This is a genomic window from Thiothrix litoralis (assembly GCF_017901135.1).
Lineage (GTDB): Bacteria > Pseudomonadota > Gammaproteobacteria > Thiotrichales > Thiotrichaceae > Thiothrix > Thiothrix litoralis.
Map to the genome: position 1 here is coordinate 1,730,615 of NZ_CP072801.1, position 19,993 is coordinate 1,750,607.

The window sequence follows — 19,993 nt, forward strand, 5'->3', positions numbered from 1 at the left end:
AAGTTTTGCCAGCCCCCTGTAGCCCCTACTGTTATCTTCATAATCTAATTCTATCAATAATTCATTTTTTTTTTCAACACATCATTACTAAATTTACATCTTTTCATTAATATTTCTATAGATTGAATTTTCCACCTTGACTTTTTCGTTTAGTGCCGCCAAGCACTGGCGGCGCTCGCGTCCGGCAAGATCGACATCGTGATCGGTACGCACAAGCTGTTGCAGGATGATGTGCATTTCAAGCAACTGGGGCTGGTGATTATCGACGAGGAACACCGCTTCGGGGTGCGCGACAAGGAGCAGATGAAAAAGCTGCGTGCCAATGTCGATATGTTGACCATGACCGCCACGCCGATTCCGCGCACGCTGAATATGTCGCTGTCGGGCTTGCGCGATTTGTCGATCATTGCCACCCCGCCGACGCAACGCCACGCGATCAAAACTTTCGTGTGCGAGTGGAACAAGACCATCATTCAGGAGGCGTGTGCGCGGGAATTGTCACGTGGCGGGCAGGTGTACGTGCTACACAATGAGGTCAAAACCATTGCCAATGTGGAAGCGGAATTGACCGCGATGTTGCCCGGCGTGACGGTGCGCCATGCCCACGGGCAGATGCGGGCGAATGAGCTGGAAAACATCATGAGCGACTTTTACCACCAGCGTTTCCAGATTCTGATTGCGACCACCATCATTGAAAGCGGCATCGACGTGCCGACCGCCAACACGATTTTGATCAACCGCGCCGACAAACTGGGGCTGGCGCAATTGCACCAGTTGCGCGGGCGGGTCGGGCGTTCGCACCACCGCGCTTACGCCTATTTGATTGCGCCGCCGAAATCCGCGCTCACGCCGGATGCGGTCAAGCGGCTGGAAGCGATTGAATCGCTAGAAGAACTGGGGGTCGGCTTCACGCTGGCGACGCACGATCTGGAGATTCGCGGCGCGGGCGAATTGCTCGGCGAAGGGCAAAGCGGGCAGATTCAGGAAATCGGTTTCAACCTCTACAACGACTTGCTGGAACGCGCCGTGAAGGCGTTGAAGTCCGGCAAAGTGCCGGAATTGAGCGCCACCAGCCGCCGCACCACGGTGGAATTGGGTGCGCCTGCGCTGATTCCGGACGATTATTTGCCGGATGTCCATGCGCGGCTGATCCTCTACAAACGCATTGCCAGCGCGGAATCGCAGGCGGCACTGGACGAATTGCGGGTGGAAATGATCGACCGCTTCGGGCTGCTGCCAGAGCCAACCAAGACGCTGTTCAGCGTTACGCGGGTCAAGCTGCTGGCACAGGAACTGAGCATCCGCAAGCTGGATATGCACATCAAGGGCGGGCGGATTATCTTTGACGACAAACCAAATATTGACCCGATGAAGGTGATTACCCTGATCCAGAAACGCCCGTGGGTGTTTAAACTGGATGGGCAGGATAAGTTACGGTTTGAGGTGGAATTGCTGACGGTGGAGGAGCGGGAGGAGTGGGTGGTTAAGTTGATGGGGGAGATTGGAAGTTGATACAAAAAAATTGAATACGGTTAAGCTGCTGGGAGGTGGCCAAATCGGTTGGCAACGCAATGTCGGTCAAATCGGTGGTGGTGGTCAGCTCGTTCATTCATCAAGCATAGCTCAGACCGTGGCAGTTGCAAGCTCGTGAACAGTTACGTCATATTGACGTTATACCAATGCTAAATGAGAATTCGGTAAAGTTACACTATCCTCAGATACTCTAACGCAGGAAAGTTCAAGAACAACACAAGAGACATCGTTGCTTGTTGCTCTCACAAGTAATACCATAAAGGTCTTACTTACATATAAAGCGTATATGCCATGAGAGTAACCACTAAAGGACAAGTCACTATTCCTAGAAATATCAGAGAGATACTAGGAATTTCCCCTGAAACTGAGATCGACTTCAGAGAAGAAAATGGACGATTCTATATCGTCAGGGTTGATGAACCGACAATCACAAGAAAATTTCACAAGTTTAGGGGTATAGCAACGGCTAAAATGTCGACAGATCAGATCATGGGTCTTACAAGGGAATCATCATGAACGGTGTTTTTGTAGACTCATGCGTGTTGCTTGATTTATTTACAGATGATCCTAACTGGGCAGATTGGTCAGAGAATGTTCTTGAGAGGTACAGCAAGACAAATACATTATATATTAACTCCATTGTTTACACAGAAGTCTCGATTGGATTCGATAAAATCGAAGAGGTAGAGGCTGCCATATCTGAGCTTGGCATCAAAGTATTGGAAATGCCGAGAGAAGCATTGTTTTTGACTGGAAAAGTGTTTCTACAATACAGAAGAAATAAAGGCACAAAAAAATCACCTCTGCCTGATTTCTTCATTGGCGCACACGCTACTGTCTCTCAGTTTGAGTTAATAACTAGAGACTCCGCTAAATATAATACTTACTATCCGCAACTTAAACTCATTAAACCATGACACAACCCCATTCCCGAATCTTCCTACTCAGCCACATGCGTGCCTACAGCAGTTTGCTAGGGCATATTATCGGCTCACACCCGCGTATCAATGGCTATTACGAAATGCACCAAAGCTACCTCAGCGACGCTGATTTAGCCCAGCAAATCGCGGACTACAGCCAACACGACAGCTTAAAATCCGACAGTCACTATCAGTTTGATAAACTGCTGCACAACGATTACCAACTGAATGTAAGCCTGCCCGCGTTACAAAATGCCGTCATCTTTCTTGCGTTACGCCAACCTGAGCCAACCATTAAAAGCATCATCAAGTTATTTCGGCAAAAATCCAGCGATGACTTGTATGCACAACCCACTGGCGCAACCGACTATTACCTCGAACGGCTGCAAACCCTTAGCAACTTCGCCCAGCAACACCCACAACGTTATTACTATTTTGATACCGAAAAAGTCTGTACTGACACTGACCGCTTATTAAGCCAGTTACAGCAATGGATAGGAATGGCCGAACCGTTATCGCCTGAATACGGTAGCTTTGCCAAAACGGGCGTAGCCGGTGCGGGGGATACCTCACCCCTCATTCATACCGGCAAAATATTACCGGATTTTCAGGAAGCGGTGGATGATGTGGTGTTAGATGCGACGTTATTGCAACAAGCAGAACAGACCTACCAACACTGCCGCCAGCAACTCATTGATAATGCGTTGGATAGCCTGTTTATTTAATCATGACTTCCACTTTTTTTACACAATTCAATCATATTTCGTGCGTGATTTAGCCGTATCGTTACACCTGTTGAAAGGGAAAACACTTTCACCTAACAGTAACTAACCGGAGTGATACCATGAAAAAGATTAACTTATTCTCAAGCGCACTGATCGCAGGCGTATTGTTTGCTTCTTCTGCGGCAATGGCAGCACCACAAGGCCACTTTCAACGTGTGGATGTCAACATCCCCAGATTGGACATGCGTATTGATGCTGGCGTCAAAAGCGGCAAACTGACCCGGACTGAAGAACGCCAACTGCGTACCGAACTGCGTCGCCTAGGTTCCGCCGTGAAACTGGCGAAAAAAGACCACCAAGTAACCAGAATTGAACGTGTCAAGTTGGAACGCAAAGAAGCGGCCTTGAACAGGCACATCACTAAACTGGCTAACAACAAGGCAGTTGTCAAAAAAGCTAACAAGCATAAGCAACATCATCAGATGCCAAATGCACAGCATAAATAACCGTTTGCGAAAGGGCTAAGCAAAAGGGGGGCTGGGGTAACAACAAGTTTGAGGGCTGATGGATAATTGGGGCTAAGGGTCAACCAACGCAAGTCGGTTGACCCTTTTTTTGTAGGCGGGTAAAGCGCTTATTTCTTCGCAGGTGCTGGCGCAGCCACTGCTTCACCAACGGCTGGTGTCGCTTCAATTTTCAGCTTTTCAGCCGCGCCATCACAATAGCTCCACGTCGCTTCCCAACGGGCAGGGAAACCTTTATCGAGGAACTTGATCTGGTAACGCCCCCAGTACTTGGTCATTTTGCCATAAATGCCAGGGCGCTCGGTGGTACATTCGACCTTTGCATTGTTTTCTGCCCAGTAACCATCATACGTACCACGGTTCTGGTAAACCTTGGCAAGACCCACGATGTAGATCACACCCGGATCTTCTGCCGAGCCGTAAGCGAACACGGCGGTTGGGCCGATTTCATCCGCGTATACAATCCGGCCTACATTGGTGTTCCAGACTTCATCGGCAACCGCGTTACCGCCAGTCATCAACAATGCTGCCAGCCCTAGTGCTTTAAAACCATTCAATTTCATACTATGCCCTCTCTCATTAAATACAGTCGCTGCATTATACCAGACTCTTGTTGACGATTTCATACGCATCACTCGATAAGCCACTGTGTGCCTGAATGCGTTCCAGTTGAGCTTTCATCAGCGCACTGCGCACCGGTTCGTACTGCCGCCAGTTCATCAGCGGGCGTACCATGCGGGAAGCAATTTGCGGGTTCATCGCATCCAGTTCCAGTACCCGCTCGGTGAGGAAAACGTAACCACTACCGTCTTGCGCATGGAAATGCAACGGGTTGCGCATCGCAAAACTGCCAACCAATGCACGTACCTTGTTGGGGTTACGCATATCGAACAGCTTGTGCTGCATCAAGGCTTGCACCTGTTGCAGAGTGTCCGGCAAGGAAGACGTGGCTTGCAGCGCAAACCATTTATCCATCACCAACGAATCATGCTGCCAGCGGTCGTGGAAATGCTGTAAGGCTTGCTCACGTTGTGGGCATTCAATACTGCTCAGCACCGCCAAAGCCGCCATCGCATCGGTCATATTGCCTGCCGCAAGGTACTGTTGCAAACAGGCTTCATGGATACCGTCATCCTGAATCCGCCCCAGATACGCCAAACAAACGTTTTTCAGGCTGCGGCGGCCAATGCTGGTCGCATCCGGCGAGTATTCACCCTCCTCGTGCAATTCCGCATACAGACGTTCCAGATCCAGCCGCAACGCTTTTGCCAGCGTGGTGTAGATAAATTCGCGCACGGCATGAATGGCTTCCGGGTCAGAAGGCCGCGCCACTTCAGCAATATCCGCTTCGGACGGCAATTGCAAGGCTGCGGCACGCAAGGCACGATCCAACGCATCGTCGGTGAGAATAGCCTGATAAGCGCTGATGAAATCGTGCTCCAGTCCGAAAGCTTCCTGTTGCTGGTGTGCTGCCAACAGCTTCAGGATGGTTTGCATCGCCAACCGTTGCCCGGCATCCCAACGATTGAAAGCGTCGCTGTCGTGCTTCATCAGGAACACCAGATCCGCTTCCGCATACGGGAAGTTGAGCTTCACCGGCGCAGAAAAATCACGCAGCAAGGATGGCACTGGCTGTTCCGGCACCTTCTCAAACGTGAACGATTGCTCCGTATCGGTCAGACGTAACACTTGCGTGCCGATCAAGTCTTGCCCTTTACCATCCAGCAAACCGATTGCCACTGGAATCAGGAATGGCAGCTTGTTATCGGCTTCCGGGGTTGCCGGGCAGCTTTGGCTGAAATGCAGGGTGCAACGTTGCGCCGCTGCATCGTAATCCATGCGCACGGCCACTTGCGGCGTGCCTGCCTGATCGTACCAACGCTGAAATTGGCTTAAATCCGCTTCATTGGCATCCGCCATCGCAGCAAGGAAATTTTCGGTGGCAACCGCCTGCCCGTCATGGCGCTCGAAGTACAAGTCCATGCCCTTGCGGAAACCGTCACGCCCCAACAGCGTCTGGTACATGCGCACCACTTCCGCGCCTTTTTCGTAAACGGTCACGGTGTAGAAATTGTTGATTTCCATGTAGGAAGCCGGGCGGATCGGATGCGCCATCGGGCTGGCATCTTCGGCGAACTGGAAGGTACGCAATGCCCGCACATCCTCAATGCGCTTGACTGGGCGCGAATGCAAATCGGAAGTGAATTCCTGATCGCGGAACACCGTCAAGCCTTCCTTGAGCGACAACTGGAACCAGTCACGGCAAGTCACGCGGTTGCCTGTCCAGTTGTGGAAATATTCGTGGCCAATCACCGCTTCAATATTGACGTAATCCATATCCGTAGCGGTGGCGGGGCTGGCGAATACCAACTTGGAATTGAACACGTTCAAGCCCTTGTTTTCCATCGCCCCCATATTGAAGTCATCGACCGCCACAACCATGTAAATATCGAGGTCGTATTCCAGCCCGAAACGCTGTTCATCCCAATACATCGCCCGTTTCAGCGACTGCATCGCGTGGTCACATTTGTCGATATTGTGCGCTTCGGTGTAGATGCGCAAGGTCACCTCACGCCCGGAAAGCGTGGTGTAATGGTCTTCCACATGCTGCAAATTGCCTGCCACCAGCGCAAACAAATACGCCGGTTTGTGAAACGGGTCTTCCCAACGCGCCCAGTGACGCCCATCCGGTAAATCACCGCTGCCAGTAAGGTTGCCGTTGGACAGCAGTATTGGGTACTTTTGCTTATCCGCCAGAATCTGGGTGGTGAACACCGTCATCACATCCGGGCGGTCGGGGTAATAGGTGATTTTGCGGAAACCCTGCGCCTCACATTGGGTGCAGAAATTACCGCTGCTCTGGTACAAGCCTTCCAGAGAGGTATTCTTCTGCGGGTAAATGCGCGTGACGATTTCCAGCGTACACAGCGCGGATACGTTGTGTACACTCATGCCAGTATCGCTGATGCTGTAATCCGTCTCGCTGAGTGGCAAACCATTCAGGCGAACTTCCAGCAATTCGAGGGCTTCACCGTACAATTCCAACGGCGTATCGGCAGCTACCCCCGGCTCGCGGCGGTAATTGGCAACGCTGGTGACGCGGGTAGATGCTTCGCCCAATTCAAATACCAGGGACACAGCATCCACGCGGTAAGCCGGTGCAGCATAGTCCTGCAAATAAATGGTCGTTGGTTGGCCTTCTTTCATCCATCTTGCGCGAGATACCCCGTCCTTCAGGGCGGGGAGGGATAGCGCGTCGGCGTTAGCCGACCCTCTTCTCGCTCCTCTTTTTGGTTAAGCTATCTTGATTAAACACATAGAAATCACACGGTATGAACTATACTGTGAGTTATGCTAGCAAAACGCGCCTACAAATTCCGATTCTACCCAGACCCACAACAAGAAACGTTGCTGGCGCAGACGTTTGGTTGTGTGCGCTACGTGTACAACAGCATCTTGCGTTACCGCACGGATGCTTACGATCAGGCTCAGGAAAAGGTCAGTTACCTGGGTGCTAATGCGCGGTTGACAGCCATCAAGAAGCTGCCCGAACGGCTTTTTCTGAACGACGTTTCCAGTGTTCCGCTGCAACAATGCTTGCGGAACCAACAAACCGCGTTCAAGAACTTTTTTGAGGGCAGGGCAAAATACCCTGTCTTCAAATCCAAAAAGCACCGACAGTCGGCAGAATTTACTTACCGTGCTTTTACATTCCGCAACGGTGAATTGAAGCTGGCTAAGTGCGATGTGCCGTTGGACATTCGATGGAGCCAGCCACTTCCTGCTGCCCCGACCACTGTCACCGTGTCCAAAGATCAGGCCGGACGCTATTTCGTGTCCTGCTTGTGTGAATTTGAATCCACGCTGTTGCCCGTCACCGACAAAAAGGCTGGCATTGACGTGGGCATCAAGGATTTGTTCGTCACTAGCGACGGCTTCAAGTCCGGCAATCCCCGCCACACCGCCCAACACGCGGCTAAACTGGCGAAGTACCAACGCCGTCTTGCCAAGAAAAAACTCGGCAGCAAGAATCGGCTGAAAGCCAAACGCAAGGTTGCCCGTGTTCACGCGAAAACTTCCGATTGCCGGTCGGACAACTTGCACAAGCTGTCCCGCAAACTGATTAACGAGAACCAAGTCGTTTGCGCTGAAAACCTCGCTGTGAAGAACATGATTAAACACCCAACATTAGCCAAGCACATTGCTGATGCAAGTTGGGGGGAATTTACCCGCCAACTGGCGTACAAAGCCCACTGGGCAGGCAGGACGTATGTCGAGATCGACCGTTTCTTTCCTTCCAGCAAACGCTGTAACGGCTGCGGGTTCGTGAAAGCAAACATGCCGCTGGACGTGCGGTCTTGGGAATGCCCGGAATGTGGCGCAACCCACGACCGTGACGTGAATGCAGCACGTAACATTTTAGCCGCCGGACTGGCGGTGCTAGCCTTTGGAGAGAATGTTAGTGGTGATGGCATTTCGGTGTCGTTGTCCTGTTCTCGATGAATTAGGAATCCCCTTCCTTTAGGGAGGGGAGGAAGTCAATTTTGACTCTTTGTATTATCAGCAGTGTATAAAATCTTGAGGATAGCAGCATGTTGGGGATGTTGTGGCGTAATCTCCCCCATGCGCAATAAAAGGTCAATATTGACCAGATTGCAATTGTCCTTGAATGCCTCGGTGGTTTCGGTCAGACGGGCTATGTCAGCCAAGGGCATCCGCTCAAACGCAATCACTTCACCATCGGTATTTTCCGGCACAAAATCTTCCGGCAGCCACAAGTCATACACATAGATGGTGGAATTGTCCAAGCCGCGCCAGCCTTGTTGACGGTAAGGGATCGTGCCAATCGCTTGCGCTTGTTGCGCCAGTTCCACGGGGATATTGGCTTCTTCCTGTGATTCCTTGATGACATTTTCCAGCAAGCCCAGACCAACCGGCTGACCACCTGCCACCATCTGATCCAGCTTGCCCGGCCAGAAAGGTTTATCCAGTGAGCGCGTCGCCACCCACACCTCCACCCCGTTGGCGGTTTGCACCAAACCATTAACATGGATGCCAAACGTTTTCACACCCATGAAATTAGTCGCTGCCCGCTCAATTTCCAGCTCGGCATGACCACCAAAGGTACGGGTAATCGGGTAGGCTTCTTCCACCCAACTGTCAATCACCCCTTGCTGGTGCAAGGCACGAAACACCGGGGCAACAGCCGCAGTACGGGACGTATAATCGACTAATTCAGGGTTCAAGGTCACGGTTGTGGCCGTCACCGTAAACACCTCCGGCCAATGCGCCAGATGCTGGGCAAACGCAGGCTGAACTTGCCCGTACACCTTACCGTCGATCAGCAAGGCTAAATAATGGGTGGCCTCAAAATTATTACAGGCGTCAATACGATCAAGGTAACTGCTCATGATGAATTAAGGGTTGTTGTTGGGAAAATTTAGTCATACTGCTATTCAGCATCCAGCTTAAGGAGAGTACAACCAGCAGCGCCATCACAGCAAGTACCCGCCATAATTTACCCACCATACAAGAAAGGCGTTCGCATTTCTGCATGTTGGCGTACATTTCCCGGTTGATATAACCCTGTGCCTGATTGAAGCTGCTAAAGTCGATACTGAAGGTGTCGCCTTCGTGACGCAGCAACAATTCTTCCACCAAGGGCGCTTCACGGGTGTAGATAGAGCGTACCGACTCTATCAGACCATTTTTATCCAAGGTACTGATCCCATTGACTTTACGCAAGCGCTCATCGGCACTGTCACGTAATTGCCAAACCATGGAACCTTTGCCGGGCGAAATTTCAGTGCAAACAAGTGACTGGATAGTGTAGGTTTTTTTCATTGTTGTTAGCCAAATACCTAAAGGATTGGCGTAACTCTACCATACCCGTGTCAGGTTTCAGTCCAGATTACGATGAGTTGCATCACAAAAGGGCGCCGTTTTGGTGTGTTTGCAGGCGCACAGGCCGTATTTCTTGGTTTCCGGCACAGTGAATTCCATCGGGGTAAAATCCGTGCCCTTATGAGAACCGTCGCAAAATGGCTGGTTGGCGGAACGCCCGCAGGTACACCACCAATAGCTAGTTCCAGCTTCCAGCTCTACCACACACGGTTTTTTCTGCGCGATTACGGGGTCGGTCATGTTGTGCTCCTCATGATGGGAATGAATTTTTCGGGCAATTTACTGGGCAACAAGGTCGGTGCCCACGCGTGACCATACACTACTTCGTAGGTGGCGGGATAAAGGCCATCTTCCTGACGGAAGTATTCGTAAGCCTGCAAGCAAGCCTGTAGGCGTGCTTTGCCGGTCAAGCCGTGATTACGCCCGCTGGTGGCATTGTTCGCGCCAATCCCCTTGAGTTCCCGCAGCAGGCCGCGCACGTCGGCATAGGTCAGGGTGATCATTTCCATATCCATCACCGGGTCGCGGAAACCGGCTTGCAGCAAGGCATCGCCCACGTCATGCATGTCGGGGAAACGGCTGGTGTGGGTAAAGCCATCCACCTGCCCCCAGCTTGCCCGCAATTCCTTGAGGGTATCGGGGCCGAAGGTGGCAAACATCAGTAAGCCGTTGGGTTTGAGCACCTGCACCCATTCGCCAAACACCGTTGGCAAATCATTGCACCATTGCAGCATCAGGTTGGACAACAGCATATCGGCACATTGCGGCTGGAATGGCAGGCTGGCAGCATCGGCACACACACCTTGCGGCTTGCGGAACCAACCGCCGCGCTGCCGGGTTTTTTTCACCATATTCAGCGCGAGATCGACGCCGATGACACGCGCTTTTTTGTAACGCTTGAGCAAGTGTTCGCTGACCATGCCAGTGCCGCAACCCAGATCAAGCACGGTTTCTGGCTGCATCTTGATCAAATCCAACCGTTCCAGCAGGCGGGCGCCGATTTCACGCTGCAACAAGGCATTGGCGTCATAGGTTTCTGCTGCCCGTTCAAAGCCTTGGCGGGTTTTGTGTTTGTCCAGCAAGTAGGGGTTAGCAGTATTAGAGCGCATCCAGAAATGCCCCGCTATGTTCCATGAAAGTCTCCGGGTGGGTAACAAGCGGATGGAGTATACAATGTCAGGGTAAAGCAGGAATGCCTAATCAGCCAGCTTAAGCATTGGCGACAAAGATATAGCAGCCTTCAACACTGTCATCAGCAGGAATGCTATCCATGAAATGTTGGACAGTAGACGGCTTTTGCCTTATCTGTGCCAGGTATTTCAGTTGATCAGCATAGCCTTGGAGTATCTTATTTCTGGCAATAATTTTCCTTGAAACCTCAAGGTTTAACTTTTCTTCATTGTCTATTCCCTTGAGCATAGACCACCCAAAACTCATTTTCTGTGGCTCTCCCCTCAAGCGGTCAAGAATGCCCATGCCATCTGAGGTGGACTCCGCGAAGTCAACCCACTCAATCACTTCGGCAGAACCGATGTGTTTCACGTAATCTTTTGTCAGAAATCTTTGCGCATTATCAGTAATGACATGGTTTTTGACAAAAGCTCTGGATGAGCTTTGCCACACAGCTTGCGCATCATTCAAATCGTTCACGGCCTGATCGTACATATCCAGTTCGGCCGAACACAAGGAATGCCCAATCGCCGTAATGGTGAAATATTCTTCTGCTGCCATGAAAGAATATTCATTGCTACTGTCGGTCAGTAACATTTTATATTTTTCGTGTATTTCCCCGATAGTTTGCCTGCTACTGATTAGCATCTGAAGTTTGGCTGAACTATCTTCCACTTTATTTAATTCTCTAATGACCTTTAGGGCTGCTATCAACCTAGATCTTTCTTGTAGTTCAAGAAACGATTTGATGTACTTCACATCAGAGGCAACTTGCTGCAATCTTTCATCAATTTTATTTATTTTATTACTTAAAAACAGGAAACCGGCAGAGCTAACAGCAAGCGTTAAACCAGACAAAAGCATGGATGCTTGAGCGAACTGAAGCAATTGAGTGACATTAGCGCCTATGTGACTCACTTCAGCACCCACGCGACCAACTTCAGCACCAATAACACCCACATCCCCACCGATACGATGGAGTTGATAGGTATTAACGCCTGAAAACAGTGTATTCAGAGGCGAGGTAAAGGCTGATAAAATGTTGCTTGGGGTAGCACTATTCACAAGATGTGCCAAGATTTGGCCTTGTTCATTACGGACAACACCACCGTACACTTTATTAACACCAGCCAACACCCCAAGCATCAAGTTGTCGGGAATGGAACGGCTTAAAGCGAAACCTGCAAGTTCTGAGATCATGATGCCTCCTGAAAAGAATGAGTATTAATGCTTTCCTGTCTAACCAAGATTACTCAAGCAAATAACACCCACCCTCATATCCCCCAACACCAACGGCTACGACTGCCGCTGGAATCATTACAAACGGGGACAATAATACTGCGCCAACACTGCCAATAATACCGCTGGTTCCAGCAAGGATACCTGCGGTTCCTGCCGCAGACGCGCCTGCCGCTGTAGAACCGAGCATTGCTGCTCCTGTCGTTGCATTTGTAATGGCATATAAGCCCGCAGCACTCATTCCAGCACCCGTTGCAGCCGTAGCACCAGCACCACCTGCAACAACACCTGTTGTGCCTCCACCGATCAGTTCACTCGGACGATAGTCACATACACCCGCCATCGCTGATTGGGTGAGTAGTACCGATAAAAGCACAGTGATAAGAATTTTTTTCATAATTAATTTCCTTAATTTATGATTAATAATAGTTAGCCCGTCGATCAAAATATCGCAATCAAAGATTGTCTACCTGATACATATCAATGAAAAACACATTAACTTCAATTGCTTGAACCACAAATTTTTGCTTGATATGACCTGATTTCCTAAAGAAAAGCGCCATTGCAGCTCATGGAAAAAGGTAAAGCATCTGATTATTTTTTGATGTGACAAATATCACATTGGTCATAATGTCAATAAAAAATATCAACCAATATGAAGTCGGAGCGAATCCAGAAATGCCTCGCTTGTACTGCGACTGCCTTCAGTTTTTCGACTTCTCCAGTTTGGGCTTCGACCGATGGTTAAGCTTCGCGACCCAAAAGGTTATTAGCCTTCCAACGACAAATGCGATGCAGACGGGGATTACGAACTGATACAGAACCAGTGTATCGCATTGTTCCAGCATAAAACTTGGCAGGTAACTGCGCAGGGCGACATAGATTACCGCCACCCAAAACCCCAGCGTGTCGAGCAATACGGCAAGGATTATTCCCCAGATTGAGAACCCGGCTGAGATGGCCAAGACCAACCACGTCACCGCAGCGCTTAAAATCATGCTGATGACGGCAACAAGTTTATTTCCGGTGTGCCAGTAGTACCAATAGCTTTTCGGGAATTGCATAGCCTGAAATCACCCTATCAATATATTCATGAAAATTCAGCAGATTTTGTCTCCAGACTCACCCAGAAACACCCTAATATGCTCCATGAAACTCTCCGGGTGGGTCACAAAGGGCACATGCGCGGCGCTATTGAGCATTGCCACATGCTGATACCCCATTTCCGGCAGCACCTCCGCCAATGACGCCGGAATCAGCTTATCGAGCTTGCCCAGCATCCACAATGTCGGCTGCTTGATGGGTGTTTGGGAAAAGTCGGCGGTTTGTAGGATAGCCAAGCCATCTTCCAGCGCCGCCACACTCGCCGGGTGCTGCATGATGGTGTCACGCAAGGCATTCACTACGCGGGTATCGGTTTTAGTACTGAGGAATTGCAGGGCAAAAAAGCGTTTCACCGTGCCAAGGTAATCGGTTTGCAAACTTCTGCCAAACAGGGCGAGCAAGTCGGGGGAAACCCCGTGCGGCCAGTCGCCTTCCGCAACGAATTTGGGCGTGCTGGCAATCAGGATCAGGGCAGTTACCCGCTCCGGTAGTGCGTGCGCCAGCGCTTGCGCAATCAGGCCACCGAGTGACCAACCCATGATGATGGCATCGTCGGGAATGTGTGGGGCAAGTTGTTTTACCGCTTCCGCTACGGTTCCCAGCGGCAAGTGGCTGTTTGCGCCATGCCCCGGCAGGTCGATGCAGATCACTTGGGCGTATTGCGCCAGTTCGGGCAATAACGGTTGCCAGACGTGGCTATTCATTCCCCAGCCGTGGAGGAGGACAAGGGGTCTGCCTTGTCCAGTAATGTTGGTATACAATGCGGTCACGTTTAACTCTCAATAATAAATGGATATGCCATGCCTTACCTGCTGATCATACTCGCCTATCTGCTCGGTTCAATTTCCGCCGCCATCATTACTTGCAAATTGATGGGGCTGCCCGACCCGCGCACGGTGGGTTCCAACAACCCCGGCGCGACCAATGTACTGCGCCACGGTGGCAAAAAAGCAGCCGCGATTACCCTGCTGGGTGACGGTCTGAAAGGTTTGATTCCCGTACTGGTAGGCCACGCTTTCGGGCTGGAAGCCAACTGGCTGATCCTCATCGGTATCGCCGCGTTTCTGGGGCATTTATACCCGGTATTCTACGGTTTCAAAGGCGGTAAAGGCGTGGCAACCGCTATTGGCGTATTCCTCGGCGTGAATCTTTGGGGTGGGCTGGCATTCGTAGCAACATGGCTGGTGATGGCGAAAGGCTTCAAGATTTCCTCGCTGGCGGCACTGATTGCGACGGCACTTTCCCCGGTGTATTTCTGGGTACTCAGCGATGGTAACGGCTGGCTGACGCTAGGCGTGCTATTCATGGCACTCATGGTTTTCTGGCGGCACGAATCCAATATCCGCAACCTGCTATCCGGCAAGGAAGACAAGATTCAGTCCAAAGAAGGCGCGGATGTCGAAGCGGTAACGAACGAAGAATAAGCAACCAGCCGTTCCTGCAACTGCGACGCGGGCGGCGCTACCTGCCGCAAGGCTTTGCCCAGCATCGCCCGACTGGCGAGGATGTGAATCCCGGTCTTCGCCCTCGTCACGGCGGTATACAGCAATTCCCGCCCCAGCAACGGCAAGTCTTCCGCTTCCGGCAAGATCAGCAATACCCGCGTAAATTCCGACCCTTGGCTCTTGTGGATGGTCATCGCCCACGCGGTTTCGTGCGCAGGCAAACGGATCGGCGCAACCGCTCGGTATTCTCCCGCCTCCCCGGTTGGAAACCACACCCGCAATTCACCTTTTTCGTTCGGCAAGGCAATGCCAATGTCGCCGTTGAACAGGTTCTGGCGGTAATCATTCTGCGTCACCATCACCGGCCTGCCCACGTACCACGGGCGTTGCGCCCCCTCGTGCGCAGGCAGCAGGCGTTGCATGACACCATCCACCCACACATTCAGCGCTTCCACGCCCTGACGCCCTTGCCGCAACGGTGTCAGGATGCGCAAGGCATTGAAGGCGCGAAAAATCGCCTCCGACTCCCCTTCCCTGACCGCTGCCACGTAGTCTTGCCAACCTTCACGCAGCCAATTAGCATCCAGCCCCGCCTGCGATTCATCCAGCGTCACCGTGGCGAAATCGGGGGAAGCCAGCACGTCCAGCAAACGTTCCTCATCAGCCTCACGGATAGCTTGTGCCAGTTGCCCGACACCATCCGCATCACTGAAACGGTAACTGGTTTGCAACAACAGCATCTGTTTAGCCAATGCATCACCGCTGCATAAATCGCGAAAAATCGAGCCAGTTTCCACCGAGGCCAACTGATCCTTGTCACCCAACAAAATCAGCTTGGCTGGCGGCGGCACGGCCTCAAACAAATGCGTCATTAGGGAAATGTCGATCATCGAGGCTTCGTCGACAATCACCACATCAGCAGGCAACGGATTGTTGGCATGATGGCGAAAGCCTACCCGATTGGGGATAAAACCCAGCAAGCGGTGCAAGGTGCTGGATTGCTCAGGCATGGGGCAAGTAATGTTTTCACGTTGGCGGGTATCGCGGATGGATTCCTGCATACGCATCGCTGCTTTCCCGGTCGGTGCTGCTAGCAGAATGCGGGCAGGTTCCATCCCATCCGCAATCAAATCAGCCAAAATACGGGTAACTTTGGTGGTTTTACCCGTGCCGGGCCCACCGGAAATAATCAGGAGATTACCCCCCATCCCCAGCCCTTCCCCCGCAAGGGGTGAAGGGAGCGAAGAAGGGGTAATCCGTGTTTGGATGCATTTTGCCAGGCGGTCTTCATAGTGCCAATAGCGATACAGCCACGCATGGGTATCGCTTAAAATCAGTGGCTTATAATCACCTTCGCGCCCCACCACCGGCGAATCAAACAGTTCCGCCAACGGAGTTTCTGCCAAAGGCACTGCAATCACGCCCTCACGGGTACGCGCACTGACCTCACGGATCAGGGCAACTAACCCCCGCTGACTCACCCCGCCATCCAGCCGTTTCAGCAAGTTAGCAAGCTGGTCATCGAGTGGGTGGACGGGATGAACGGGGTGGGGCGCAGATGGCATTACAGCGTTTTCACATACTCTTTCAGGAACGCATTGAAACGCTTGCCAATGTCACCGTGGCGCGAAGCGTATTCGATATTCGCCATCATGTAGCCCATCTTGGAACCGCAGTCATGGCTTTTGCCGGTTATATGAAACGCATTCACCTGATATTCGCGCATCAGCAAACCGATGGTGTCAGTGAGCTGGATTTCATCGCCCGCACCCAATGGCGTGCGTTGTAACCAACCCCACGTGTGTGGCGCCAGCACATAACGCCCGACCACGGCAAGGTTGGAAGGTGATTCATTAACCGGAGGCTTTTCCACAATCGCGCTCATGGATACGGACTCACCCGCTGCCAATGTCTGCCCGTTAATGTCTACCACACCGTAAGAAGATACTTTATTCATCGGCACTGGCTCGACCATGATCTGGCTATAGCCGGTTTCATCGTACAATTCCAGCATCGCAGCGAGGTTGTCTTTGAGGGGGTTGCTCGCGGCATCATCAATGATCACATCCGGCAAGACCACCGCAAACGGCTCGTTACCCACAATCGGATGCGCACACATAATGGCGTGCCCCAAACCTTTCGCCTGCCCCTGACGAACATGCATGATGGTGACATCACGCGGGCAAATGGAACGCACTTCATCCAGCAACTGACGCTTGACGCGCTTTTCCAGCATGGTTTCCAGCTCGAAACTGGTGTCGAAATGGTTTTCGATGGAGTTTTTACTGGAATGGGTCACCAGTACAATTTCCTTGATACCCGCTGCGACACACTCGTTGACCACGTACTGGATCAAAGGTTTGTCAACAATTGGTAGCATTTCCTTCGGAATGGCTTTGGTAGCGGGCAACATACGTGTACCCAATCCCGCAACGGGAATCACAGCCTTGCGGACTTTATGGTTATTCATGGACAAGGTTTCCTCTGAATTCAATCAATAACATCTAATGACTACTGACATTTTATCACTCTTCCGGTAGCACTATGTCAAAAGTTGCTGCCTGACGGTCACTACACCAACAATCTGAAGGGTATTTTGCTGTTTTGTCAACAAAACCAAATAAAAACTTCACTTTTTTCCGCACAATGTTATTATTTGCAAAAGGATTGTCAACAATCACTGAGAATAACACCATGTTAGCACTACACACACCAGAAGGAACCTTAGCAGATGTCGCATCAATCCGATTAACGCAAGCCATTATTACGGGTGAGTTAATTCAGGGACAGAAACTGAATGAATCCGATCTGGCGGAACGTTACGGTATTGGACGCGGCCCCTTGCGTGAAGCACTGCGCCAGCTTGAAGGGATGCGCCTCGTTAAACGTATACCACATGCGGGCGCTCGTGTCGTTACCCTTGACCGCGAGATGATGGCAGATTTATACGCCGTGCGCGAAGCCCTGGAAGGCATGGCCTGCCGCACGGCTGCGCTACGCATGACCGACGCAGAAATCGACACCTTACGGCTATTATTGGAAAAACATGCCGAACAAATTGAAGCCGCCGATGGGCAGGTATACGTCCAAAGCGAAGGTGACTTCGATTTCCATTACCAGATCGCACTGGGGAGCCGAAACCAGATGCTGATCAACCTGCTGGCAGGTGAGTTGTACCAATTGTTGCGCATGTGCCGTTACCGCACCAGCCGACTCTCAGCACGTATTCGCCCGGCCTTGCAACAGCACCGCCACATCGTCGACGCACTTGTCGCCCGCGATGGGGAATTGGCGGAAATCCTCATGCGCCGCCATATCAGTGGTGCATGGAAAAGTATCAGTGAAATGATGGATGAGGAACATGACAGCAATACAATCACTTACTCCCGGTCAAAAACTGCGTCAGGCAGTTAAAGACAACACCCCCCTGCAAGTTGTCGGGGCCGTCACTGCCAACAGTGCCATCATTGCGGAAAAGGTAGGCCATAAAGCCCTATACCTGTCCGGCGGCGGTGTTGCTGCGTCATCGCTGGGTATTCCCGATCTGGGCATTACCACCCTGCATGACGTGCTGGAAGATGCCAAGCGCATTACTGCCGTGACTTCTGCACCCTTGCTGGTTGACATTGATACGGGCTGGGGCGGCACCTTCAACATTGCCCGTGCTACCCGCGAAATGATTCAGTCTGGCGTGGCCGGTTTCCACATCGAAGATCAGGTCATGCAAAAGCGTTGCGGTCATCGCCCCAACAAAGCCATCGTTTCCCTGCAAGAAATGGTCGACCGCGTGAAATCCGCCGTGGATGCACGTACTGACGACAGCTTCGTCATCATGGCACGTACCGACGCGCTGGCTGTAGAAGGGATGCAATCCGCCATCGACCGCGCTATGGCGTGTGTGGAAGCCGGTGCTGACATGATCTTCCCCGAAGCCATGAACCAACTGGAACAGTACGCTGAATTCACCAAAGTGATCAAAGTGCCAGTACTGGCCAACATCACTGAATTCGGTGCAACCCCGCTGTACACCACCACTGAACTGGCTGCGGTTGGCGTACAACTGGTGCTGTACCCACTGAGCGCCTTCCGGGCGATGTGCAAAGCGGCTGAAAACGTTTACACCCATTTGTTGACCGAAGGCACGCAACAGAACGTGATCAACACCATGCAAACCCGCATGGAACTGTACGACACCATCGGCTACCACGAATTTGAGCAAAAACTTGACCAACTGTTTGCCGAAAAAGGCGCTGAATAAAATACCGGAGGAGGACTCATGTCAGAACAACACTTACCCAAGCCAAAAAAATCCGTCGCCCTATCGGGCACGGCTGCTGGTAACACGGCTATTTGTACCGTAGGCCGCACCGGCAACGACCTGCACTACCGTGGTTATGATATTCTCGACTTCGCCGAACAGGCCGAGTTTGAAGAAATTGCCCATCTGATCGTGCACGGCAAACTGCCCAATGCATCTGAACTCAAAGCCTACAAAACCAAACTCAAATCCCTGCGCGGCCTGCCAATGCCCGTCAAGCAAGCGCTTGAAGCCCTACCACCGTCCACTCACCCGATGGATGTGATGCGTACTGGCTGTTCCGTGCTGGGCGCGTGCCTGCCTGAAAAAGAGCATCACCCAGCGGCTGATGCCCGTAACATCATTGACCGCATGGTTGCCAGCTTTGGCTCTATGCTGCTGTACTGGTATCACTACGCCATCAACGGCAAAGTCATTGAAGTAGAAACTGACGACGAAACCGTCGGCGGACATTTCCTGCACCTGCTGCACGGCGAAACGCCTAGCGAATCGTGGGTACGTGCCATGCACACTTCCCTGATCCTGTACGCCGAGCATGAATTCAACGCCTCCACCTTCACCGCACGCGTGATTGCTGGCACCAATTCTGACATGCATTCTTGCATTACCGGCGCAATCGGCGCATTGCGTGGCCCGAAACACGGCGGCGCGAACGAAGAAGCGCAGCGTATCCAGACCCGCTACAACAGCGCTGATGAAGCCGAAGCTGACATCCGCGAGCGCGTTGCCAAGAAAGAAATCGTCATCGGTTTCGGTCATCCAGTTTACACCATTGCCGACCCGCGCAACGAAGTCATCAAGCGCGTCGCCAAAGGGCTGGCGCAAGAAAACGGCGACATGAAAATGTTCGACATCGCGGCACGTCTGGAAAGCACTATGTGGGAACTGAAGAAAATGTTCCCGAATCTGGACTGGTTCTCGGCAGTTTCCTACGGGCAAATGGGTGTACCGACCGACATGTTCACCCCGATTTTCGTTATCGCTCGCGCCACTGGCTGGGGTGCACACGTTATCGAGCAGCGTGAAGATGGCAAGATTATTCGCCCCAGTGCCAATTATGTGGGGCCGGAAAATGTGAAGTTTGTGCCGTTGGCTGACCGTGGTTAATAAG

At 51.8% G+C, this 19,993-nt stretch carries 21 protein-coding genes and 1 pseudogene; 10 read left to right on the plus strand and 12 right to left on the minus strand.

From position 1 onward, the window contains the following. Positions 1–162 precede the first annotated feature (162 nt). The 5 genes and pseudogenes from J9253_RS08390 to J9253_RS08410 form a co-directional block, all read left to right on the plus strand. A pseudogene (locus J9253_RS08390) lies at positions 163–1,512 on the plus strand (TRCF domain-containing protein); the annotation flags it as partial. Positions 1,513–1,824: 312 nt separating this feature from the next. Next, entirely contained in the window at positions 1,825–2,049 is a 225-nt protein-coding gene (locus J9253_RS08395) for an AbrB/MazE/SpoVT family DNA-binding domain-containing protein (protein WP_210224152.1), read from the plus strand. Continuing rightward, positions 2,046–2,450 carry a type II toxin-antitoxin system VapC family toxin gene (locus J9253_RS08400; RefSeq protein ID WP_210224153.1) on the plus strand — a complete coding sequence of 135 codons (405 nt, stop codon included), beginning with the start codon at positions 2,046–2,048 and terminating at the stop codon, positions 2,448–2,450. Before J9253_RS08395 ends, J9253_RS08400 begins: the two co-directional genes overlap by 4 nt. Beyond that, on the plus strand, positions 2,447–3,178 hold the full coding sequence (locus J9253_RS08405) for a sulfotransferase family protein (RefSeq protein ID WP_210224154.1): 732 nt from the start codon (positions 2,447–2,449) through the stop codon (positions 3,176–3,178). The genes J9253_RS08400 and J9253_RS08405 overlap by 4 nt, the downstream gene beginning before the upstream one ends. A gap of 119 nt (positions 3,179–3,297) precedes the next feature. Next, the gene (locus tag J9253_RS08410) at positions 3,298–3,684 is read left to right on the plus strand and encodes a hypothetical protein (RefSeq protein WP_210224155.1); all 387 of its coding nucleotides are present in this window, start codon (positions 3,298–3,300) and stop codon (positions 3,682–3,684) included. Between the two features lie 128 nt (positions 3,685–3,812). On the opposite strand, the gene J9253_RS08415 is transcribed toward J9253_RS08410, so the two are convergent. Together J9253_RS08415 and pepN are read right to left on the minus strand one after the other, a co-directional pair. Continuing rightward, positions 3,813–4,265 (minus strand): hypothetical protein, encoded by a 453-nt coding sequence (locus J9253_RS08415; protein ID WP_210224156.1) that lies wholly within the window; start codon positions 4,263–4,265, stop codon positions 3,813–3,815. A gap of 34 nt (positions 4,266–4,299) precedes the next feature. Beyond that, positions 4,300–6,909 carry an aminopeptidase N gene (gene pepN / locus J9253_RS08420; protein WP_210224157.1) on the minus strand — a complete coding sequence of 870 codons (2,610 nt, stop codon included), beginning with the start codon at positions 6,907–6,909 and terminating at the stop codon, positions 4,300–4,302. Between the two features lie 144 nt (positions 6,910–7,053). Between pepN and J9253_RS08425 the strand changes: the two genes are divergently transcribed. Beyond that, positions 7,054–8,205, plus strand: coding sequence for an RNA-guided endonuclease InsQ/TnpB family protein (locus J9253_RS08425; RefSeq protein ID WP_210224158.1), 1,152 nt, complete (start codon positions 7,054–7,056; stop codon positions 8,203–8,205). Positions 8,206–8,240: 35 nt separating this feature from the next. Here J9253_RS08425 and J9253_RS08430 read toward each other — a convergent pair whose 3' ends face one another. The 8 genes from J9253_RS08430 to bioH all read right to left on the minus strand — a co-directional run bounded on the left by J9253_RS08430 (position 8,241) and on the right by bioH (position 13,889). Then, complete coding sequence (locus tag J9253_RS08430; protein ID WP_210224159.1) at positions 8,241–9,113, minus strand: NUDIX hydrolase; 873 nt, start codon at positions 9,111–9,113, stop codon at positions 8,241–8,243. Continuing rightward, positions 9,097–9,546: a hypothetical protein gene (locus J9253_RS08435; protein WP_210224160.1), complete on the minus strand. Its 450-nt coding sequence runs from the start codon at positions 9,544–9,546 to the stop codon at positions 9,097–9,099. Before J9253_RS08435 ends, J9253_RS08430 begins: the two co-directional genes overlap by 17 nt. A 57-nt stretch (positions 9,547–9,603) precedes the next feature. Beyond that, positions 9,604–9,846: a CDGSH iron-sulfur domain-containing protein gene (locus J9253_RS08440; protein ID WP_210224161.1), complete on the minus strand. Its 243-nt coding sequence runs from the start codon at positions 9,844–9,846 to the stop codon at positions 9,604–9,606. Beyond that, on the minus strand, positions 9,843–10,715 hold the full coding sequence (gene bioC, locus J9253_RS08445; protein WP_210224162.1) for a malonyl-ACP O-methyltransferase BioC: 873 nt from the start codon (positions 10,713–10,715) through the stop codon (positions 9,843–9,845). The genes J9253_RS08440 and bioC overlap by 4 nt, the downstream gene beginning before the upstream one ends. Before the next feature lie 100 nt (positions 10,716–10,815). Then, positions 10,816–11,976, minus strand: coding sequence for a hypothetical protein (locus J9253_RS08450; RefSeq protein WP_210224163.1), 1,161 nt, complete (start codon positions 11,974–11,976; stop codon positions 10,816–10,818). 49 nt (positions 11,977–12,025) lie between these two features. Next, the gene (locus tag J9253_RS08455; RefSeq protein ID WP_210224164.1) at positions 12,026–12,412 is read right to left on the minus strand and encodes a hypothetical protein; all 387 of its coding nucleotides are present in this window, start codon (positions 12,410–12,412) and stop codon (positions 12,026–12,028) included. Between the two features lie 307 nt (positions 12,413–12,719). After that, positions 12,720–13,079 (minus strand): hypothetical protein, encoded by a 360-nt coding sequence (locus tag J9253_RS08460; RefSeq protein WP_210224165.1) that lies wholly within the window; start codon positions 13,077–13,079, stop codon positions 12,720–12,722. A gap of 36 nt (positions 13,080–13,115) precedes the next feature. Continuing rightward, positions 13,116–13,889, minus strand: coding sequence for a pimeloyl-ACP methyl ester esterase BioH (gene bioH / locus J9253_RS08465; protein WP_210224166.1), 774 nt, complete (start codon positions 13,887–13,889; stop codon positions 13,116–13,118). A 30-nt stretch (positions 13,890–13,919) separates the two neighbouring features. Here bioH and plsY point away from each other — a divergent pair, with 30 nt between their 5' ends. Continuing rightward, on the plus strand, positions 13,920–14,543 hold the full coding sequence (gene plsY, locus J9253_RS08470) for a glycerol-3-phosphate 1-O-acyltransferase PlsY (RefSeq protein WP_210224167.1): 624 nt from the start codon (positions 13,920–13,922) through the stop codon (positions 14,541–14,543). Here plsY and recD read toward each other — a convergent pair. Together recD and galU are read right to left on the minus strand one after the other, a co-directional pair. Beyond that, positions 14,495–16,129: an exodeoxyribonuclease V subunit alpha gene (gene recD, locus J9253_RS08475; protein WP_210224168.1), complete on the minus strand. Its 1,635-nt coding sequence runs from the start codon at positions 16,127–16,129 to the stop codon at positions 14,495–14,497. The genes plsY and recD overlap by 49 nt on opposite strands. Further along, entirely contained in the window at positions 16,129–17,034 is a 906-nt protein-coding gene (gene galU, locus J9253_RS08480) for a UTP--glucose-1-phosphate uridylyltransferase GalU (protein ID WP_210224169.1), read from the minus strand. Before galU ends, recD begins: the two co-directional genes overlap by 1 nt. Positions 17,035–17,258: 224 nt before the next feature. Between galU and J9253_RS08485 the strand changes: the two genes are divergently transcribed. The 3 genes from J9253_RS08485 to prpC are packed head-to-tail and all read left to right on the plus strand — an operon-like array spanning position 17,259 to position 19,989. Then, positions 17,259–17,978, plus strand: a complete 720-nt coding sequence (locus J9253_RS08485) for a GntR family transcriptional regulator (protein ID WP_210224170.1) — start codon at positions 17,259–17,261, stop codon at positions 17,976–17,978. Continuing rightward, positions 17,926–18,822, plus strand: coding sequence for a methylisocitrate lyase (gene prpB / locus J9253_RS08490; protein ID WP_228291547.1), 897 nt, complete (start codon positions 17,926–17,928; stop codon positions 18,820–18,822). Before J9253_RS08485 ends, prpB begins: the two co-directional genes overlap by 53 nt. An 18-nt stretch (positions 18,823–18,840) precedes the next feature. Further along, positions 18,841–19,989, plus strand: a complete 1,149-nt coding sequence (gene prpC / locus J9253_RS08495; protein ID WP_210224171.1) for a bifunctional 2-methylcitrate synthase/citrate synthase — start codon at positions 18,841–18,843, stop codon at positions 19,987–19,989. Positions 19,990–19,993 lie beyond the last annotated feature (4 nt).

Excerpts from the sequence above, each read along its gene's own strand:
- J9253_RS08395 (WP_210224152.1), top strand. The coding sequence starts at position 1,825 with ATGAGAGTAACCACTAAAGGACAAGTCACTATTCCTAGAAATATCAGA.
- J9253_RS08400 (WP_210224153.1), top strand. The coding sequence starts at position 2,046 with ATGAACGGTGTTTTTGTAGACTCATGCGTGTTGCTTGATTTATTTACA.
- J9253_RS08405 (WP_210224154.1), top strand. The coding sequence starts at position 2,447 with ATGACACAACCCCATTCCCGAATCTTCCTACTCAGCCACATGCGTGCC.
- J9253_RS08410 (WP_210224155.1), top strand. The coding sequence starts at position 3,298 with ATGAAAAAGATTAACTTATTCTCAAGCGCACTGATCGCAGGCGTATTG.
- J9253_RS08415 (WP_210224156.1), bottom strand. The coding sequence starts at position 4,265 with ATGAAATTGAATGGTTTTAAAGCACTAGGGCTGGCAGCATTGTTGATG.
- pepN (WP_210224157.1), bottom strand. The coding sequence starts at position 6,909 with ATGAAAGAAGGCCAACCAACGACCATTTATTTGCAGGACTATGCTGCA.
- J9253_RS08425 (WP_210224158.1), top strand. The coding sequence starts at position 7,054 with ATGCTAGCAAAACGCGCCTACAAATTCCGATTCTACCCAGACCCACAA.
- J9253_RS08430 (WP_210224159.1), bottom strand. The coding sequence starts at position 9,113 with ATGAGCAGTTACCTTGATCGTATTGACGCCTGTAATAATTTTGAGGCC.
- J9253_RS08435 (WP_210224160.1), bottom strand. The coding sequence starts at position 9,546 with ATGAAAAAAACCTACACTATCCAGTCACTTGTTTGCACTGAAATTTCG.
- J9253_RS08440 (WP_210224161.1), bottom strand. The coding sequence starts at position 9,846 with ATGACCGACCCCGTAATCGCGCAGAAAAAACCGTGTGTGGTAGAGCTG.
- bioC (WP_210224162.1), bottom strand. The coding sequence starts at position 10,715 with ATGCGCTCTAATACTGCTAACCCCTACTTGCTGGACAAACACAAAACC.
- J9253_RS08450 (WP_210224163.1), bottom strand. The coding sequence starts at position 11,976 with ATGATCTCAGAACTTGCAGGTTTCGCTTTAAGCCGTTCCATTCCCGAC.
- J9253_RS08455 (WP_210224164.1), bottom strand. The coding sequence starts at position 12,412 with ATGAAAAAAATTCTTATCACTGTGCTTTTATCGGTACTACTCACCCAA.
- J9253_RS08460 (WP_210224165.1), bottom strand. The coding sequence starts at position 13,079 with ATGCAATTCCCGAAAAGCTATTGGTACTACTGGCACACCGGAAATAAA.
- plsY (WP_210224167.1), top strand. The coding sequence starts at position 13,920 with ATGCCTTACCTGCTGATCATACTCGCCTATCTGCTCGGTTCAATTTCC.
- recD (WP_210224168.1), bottom strand. The coding sequence starts at position 16,129 with ATGCCATCTGCGCCCCACCCCGTTCATCCCGTCCACCCACTCGATGAC.
- galU (WP_210224169.1), bottom strand. The coding sequence starts at position 17,034 with ATGAATAACCATAAAGTCCGCAAGGCTGTGATTCCCGTTGCGGGATTG.
- J9253_RS08485 (WP_210224170.1), top strand. The coding sequence starts at position 17,259 with ATGTTAGCACTACACACACCAGAAGGAACCTTAGCAGATGTCGCATCA.
- prpB (WP_228291547.1), top strand. The coding sequence starts at position 17,926 with ATGACAGCAATACAATCACTTACTCCCGGTCAAAAACTGCGTCAGGCA.
- prpC (WP_210224171.1), top strand. The coding sequence starts at position 18,841 with ATGTCAGAACAACACTTACCCAAGCCAAAAAAATCCGTCGCCCTATCG.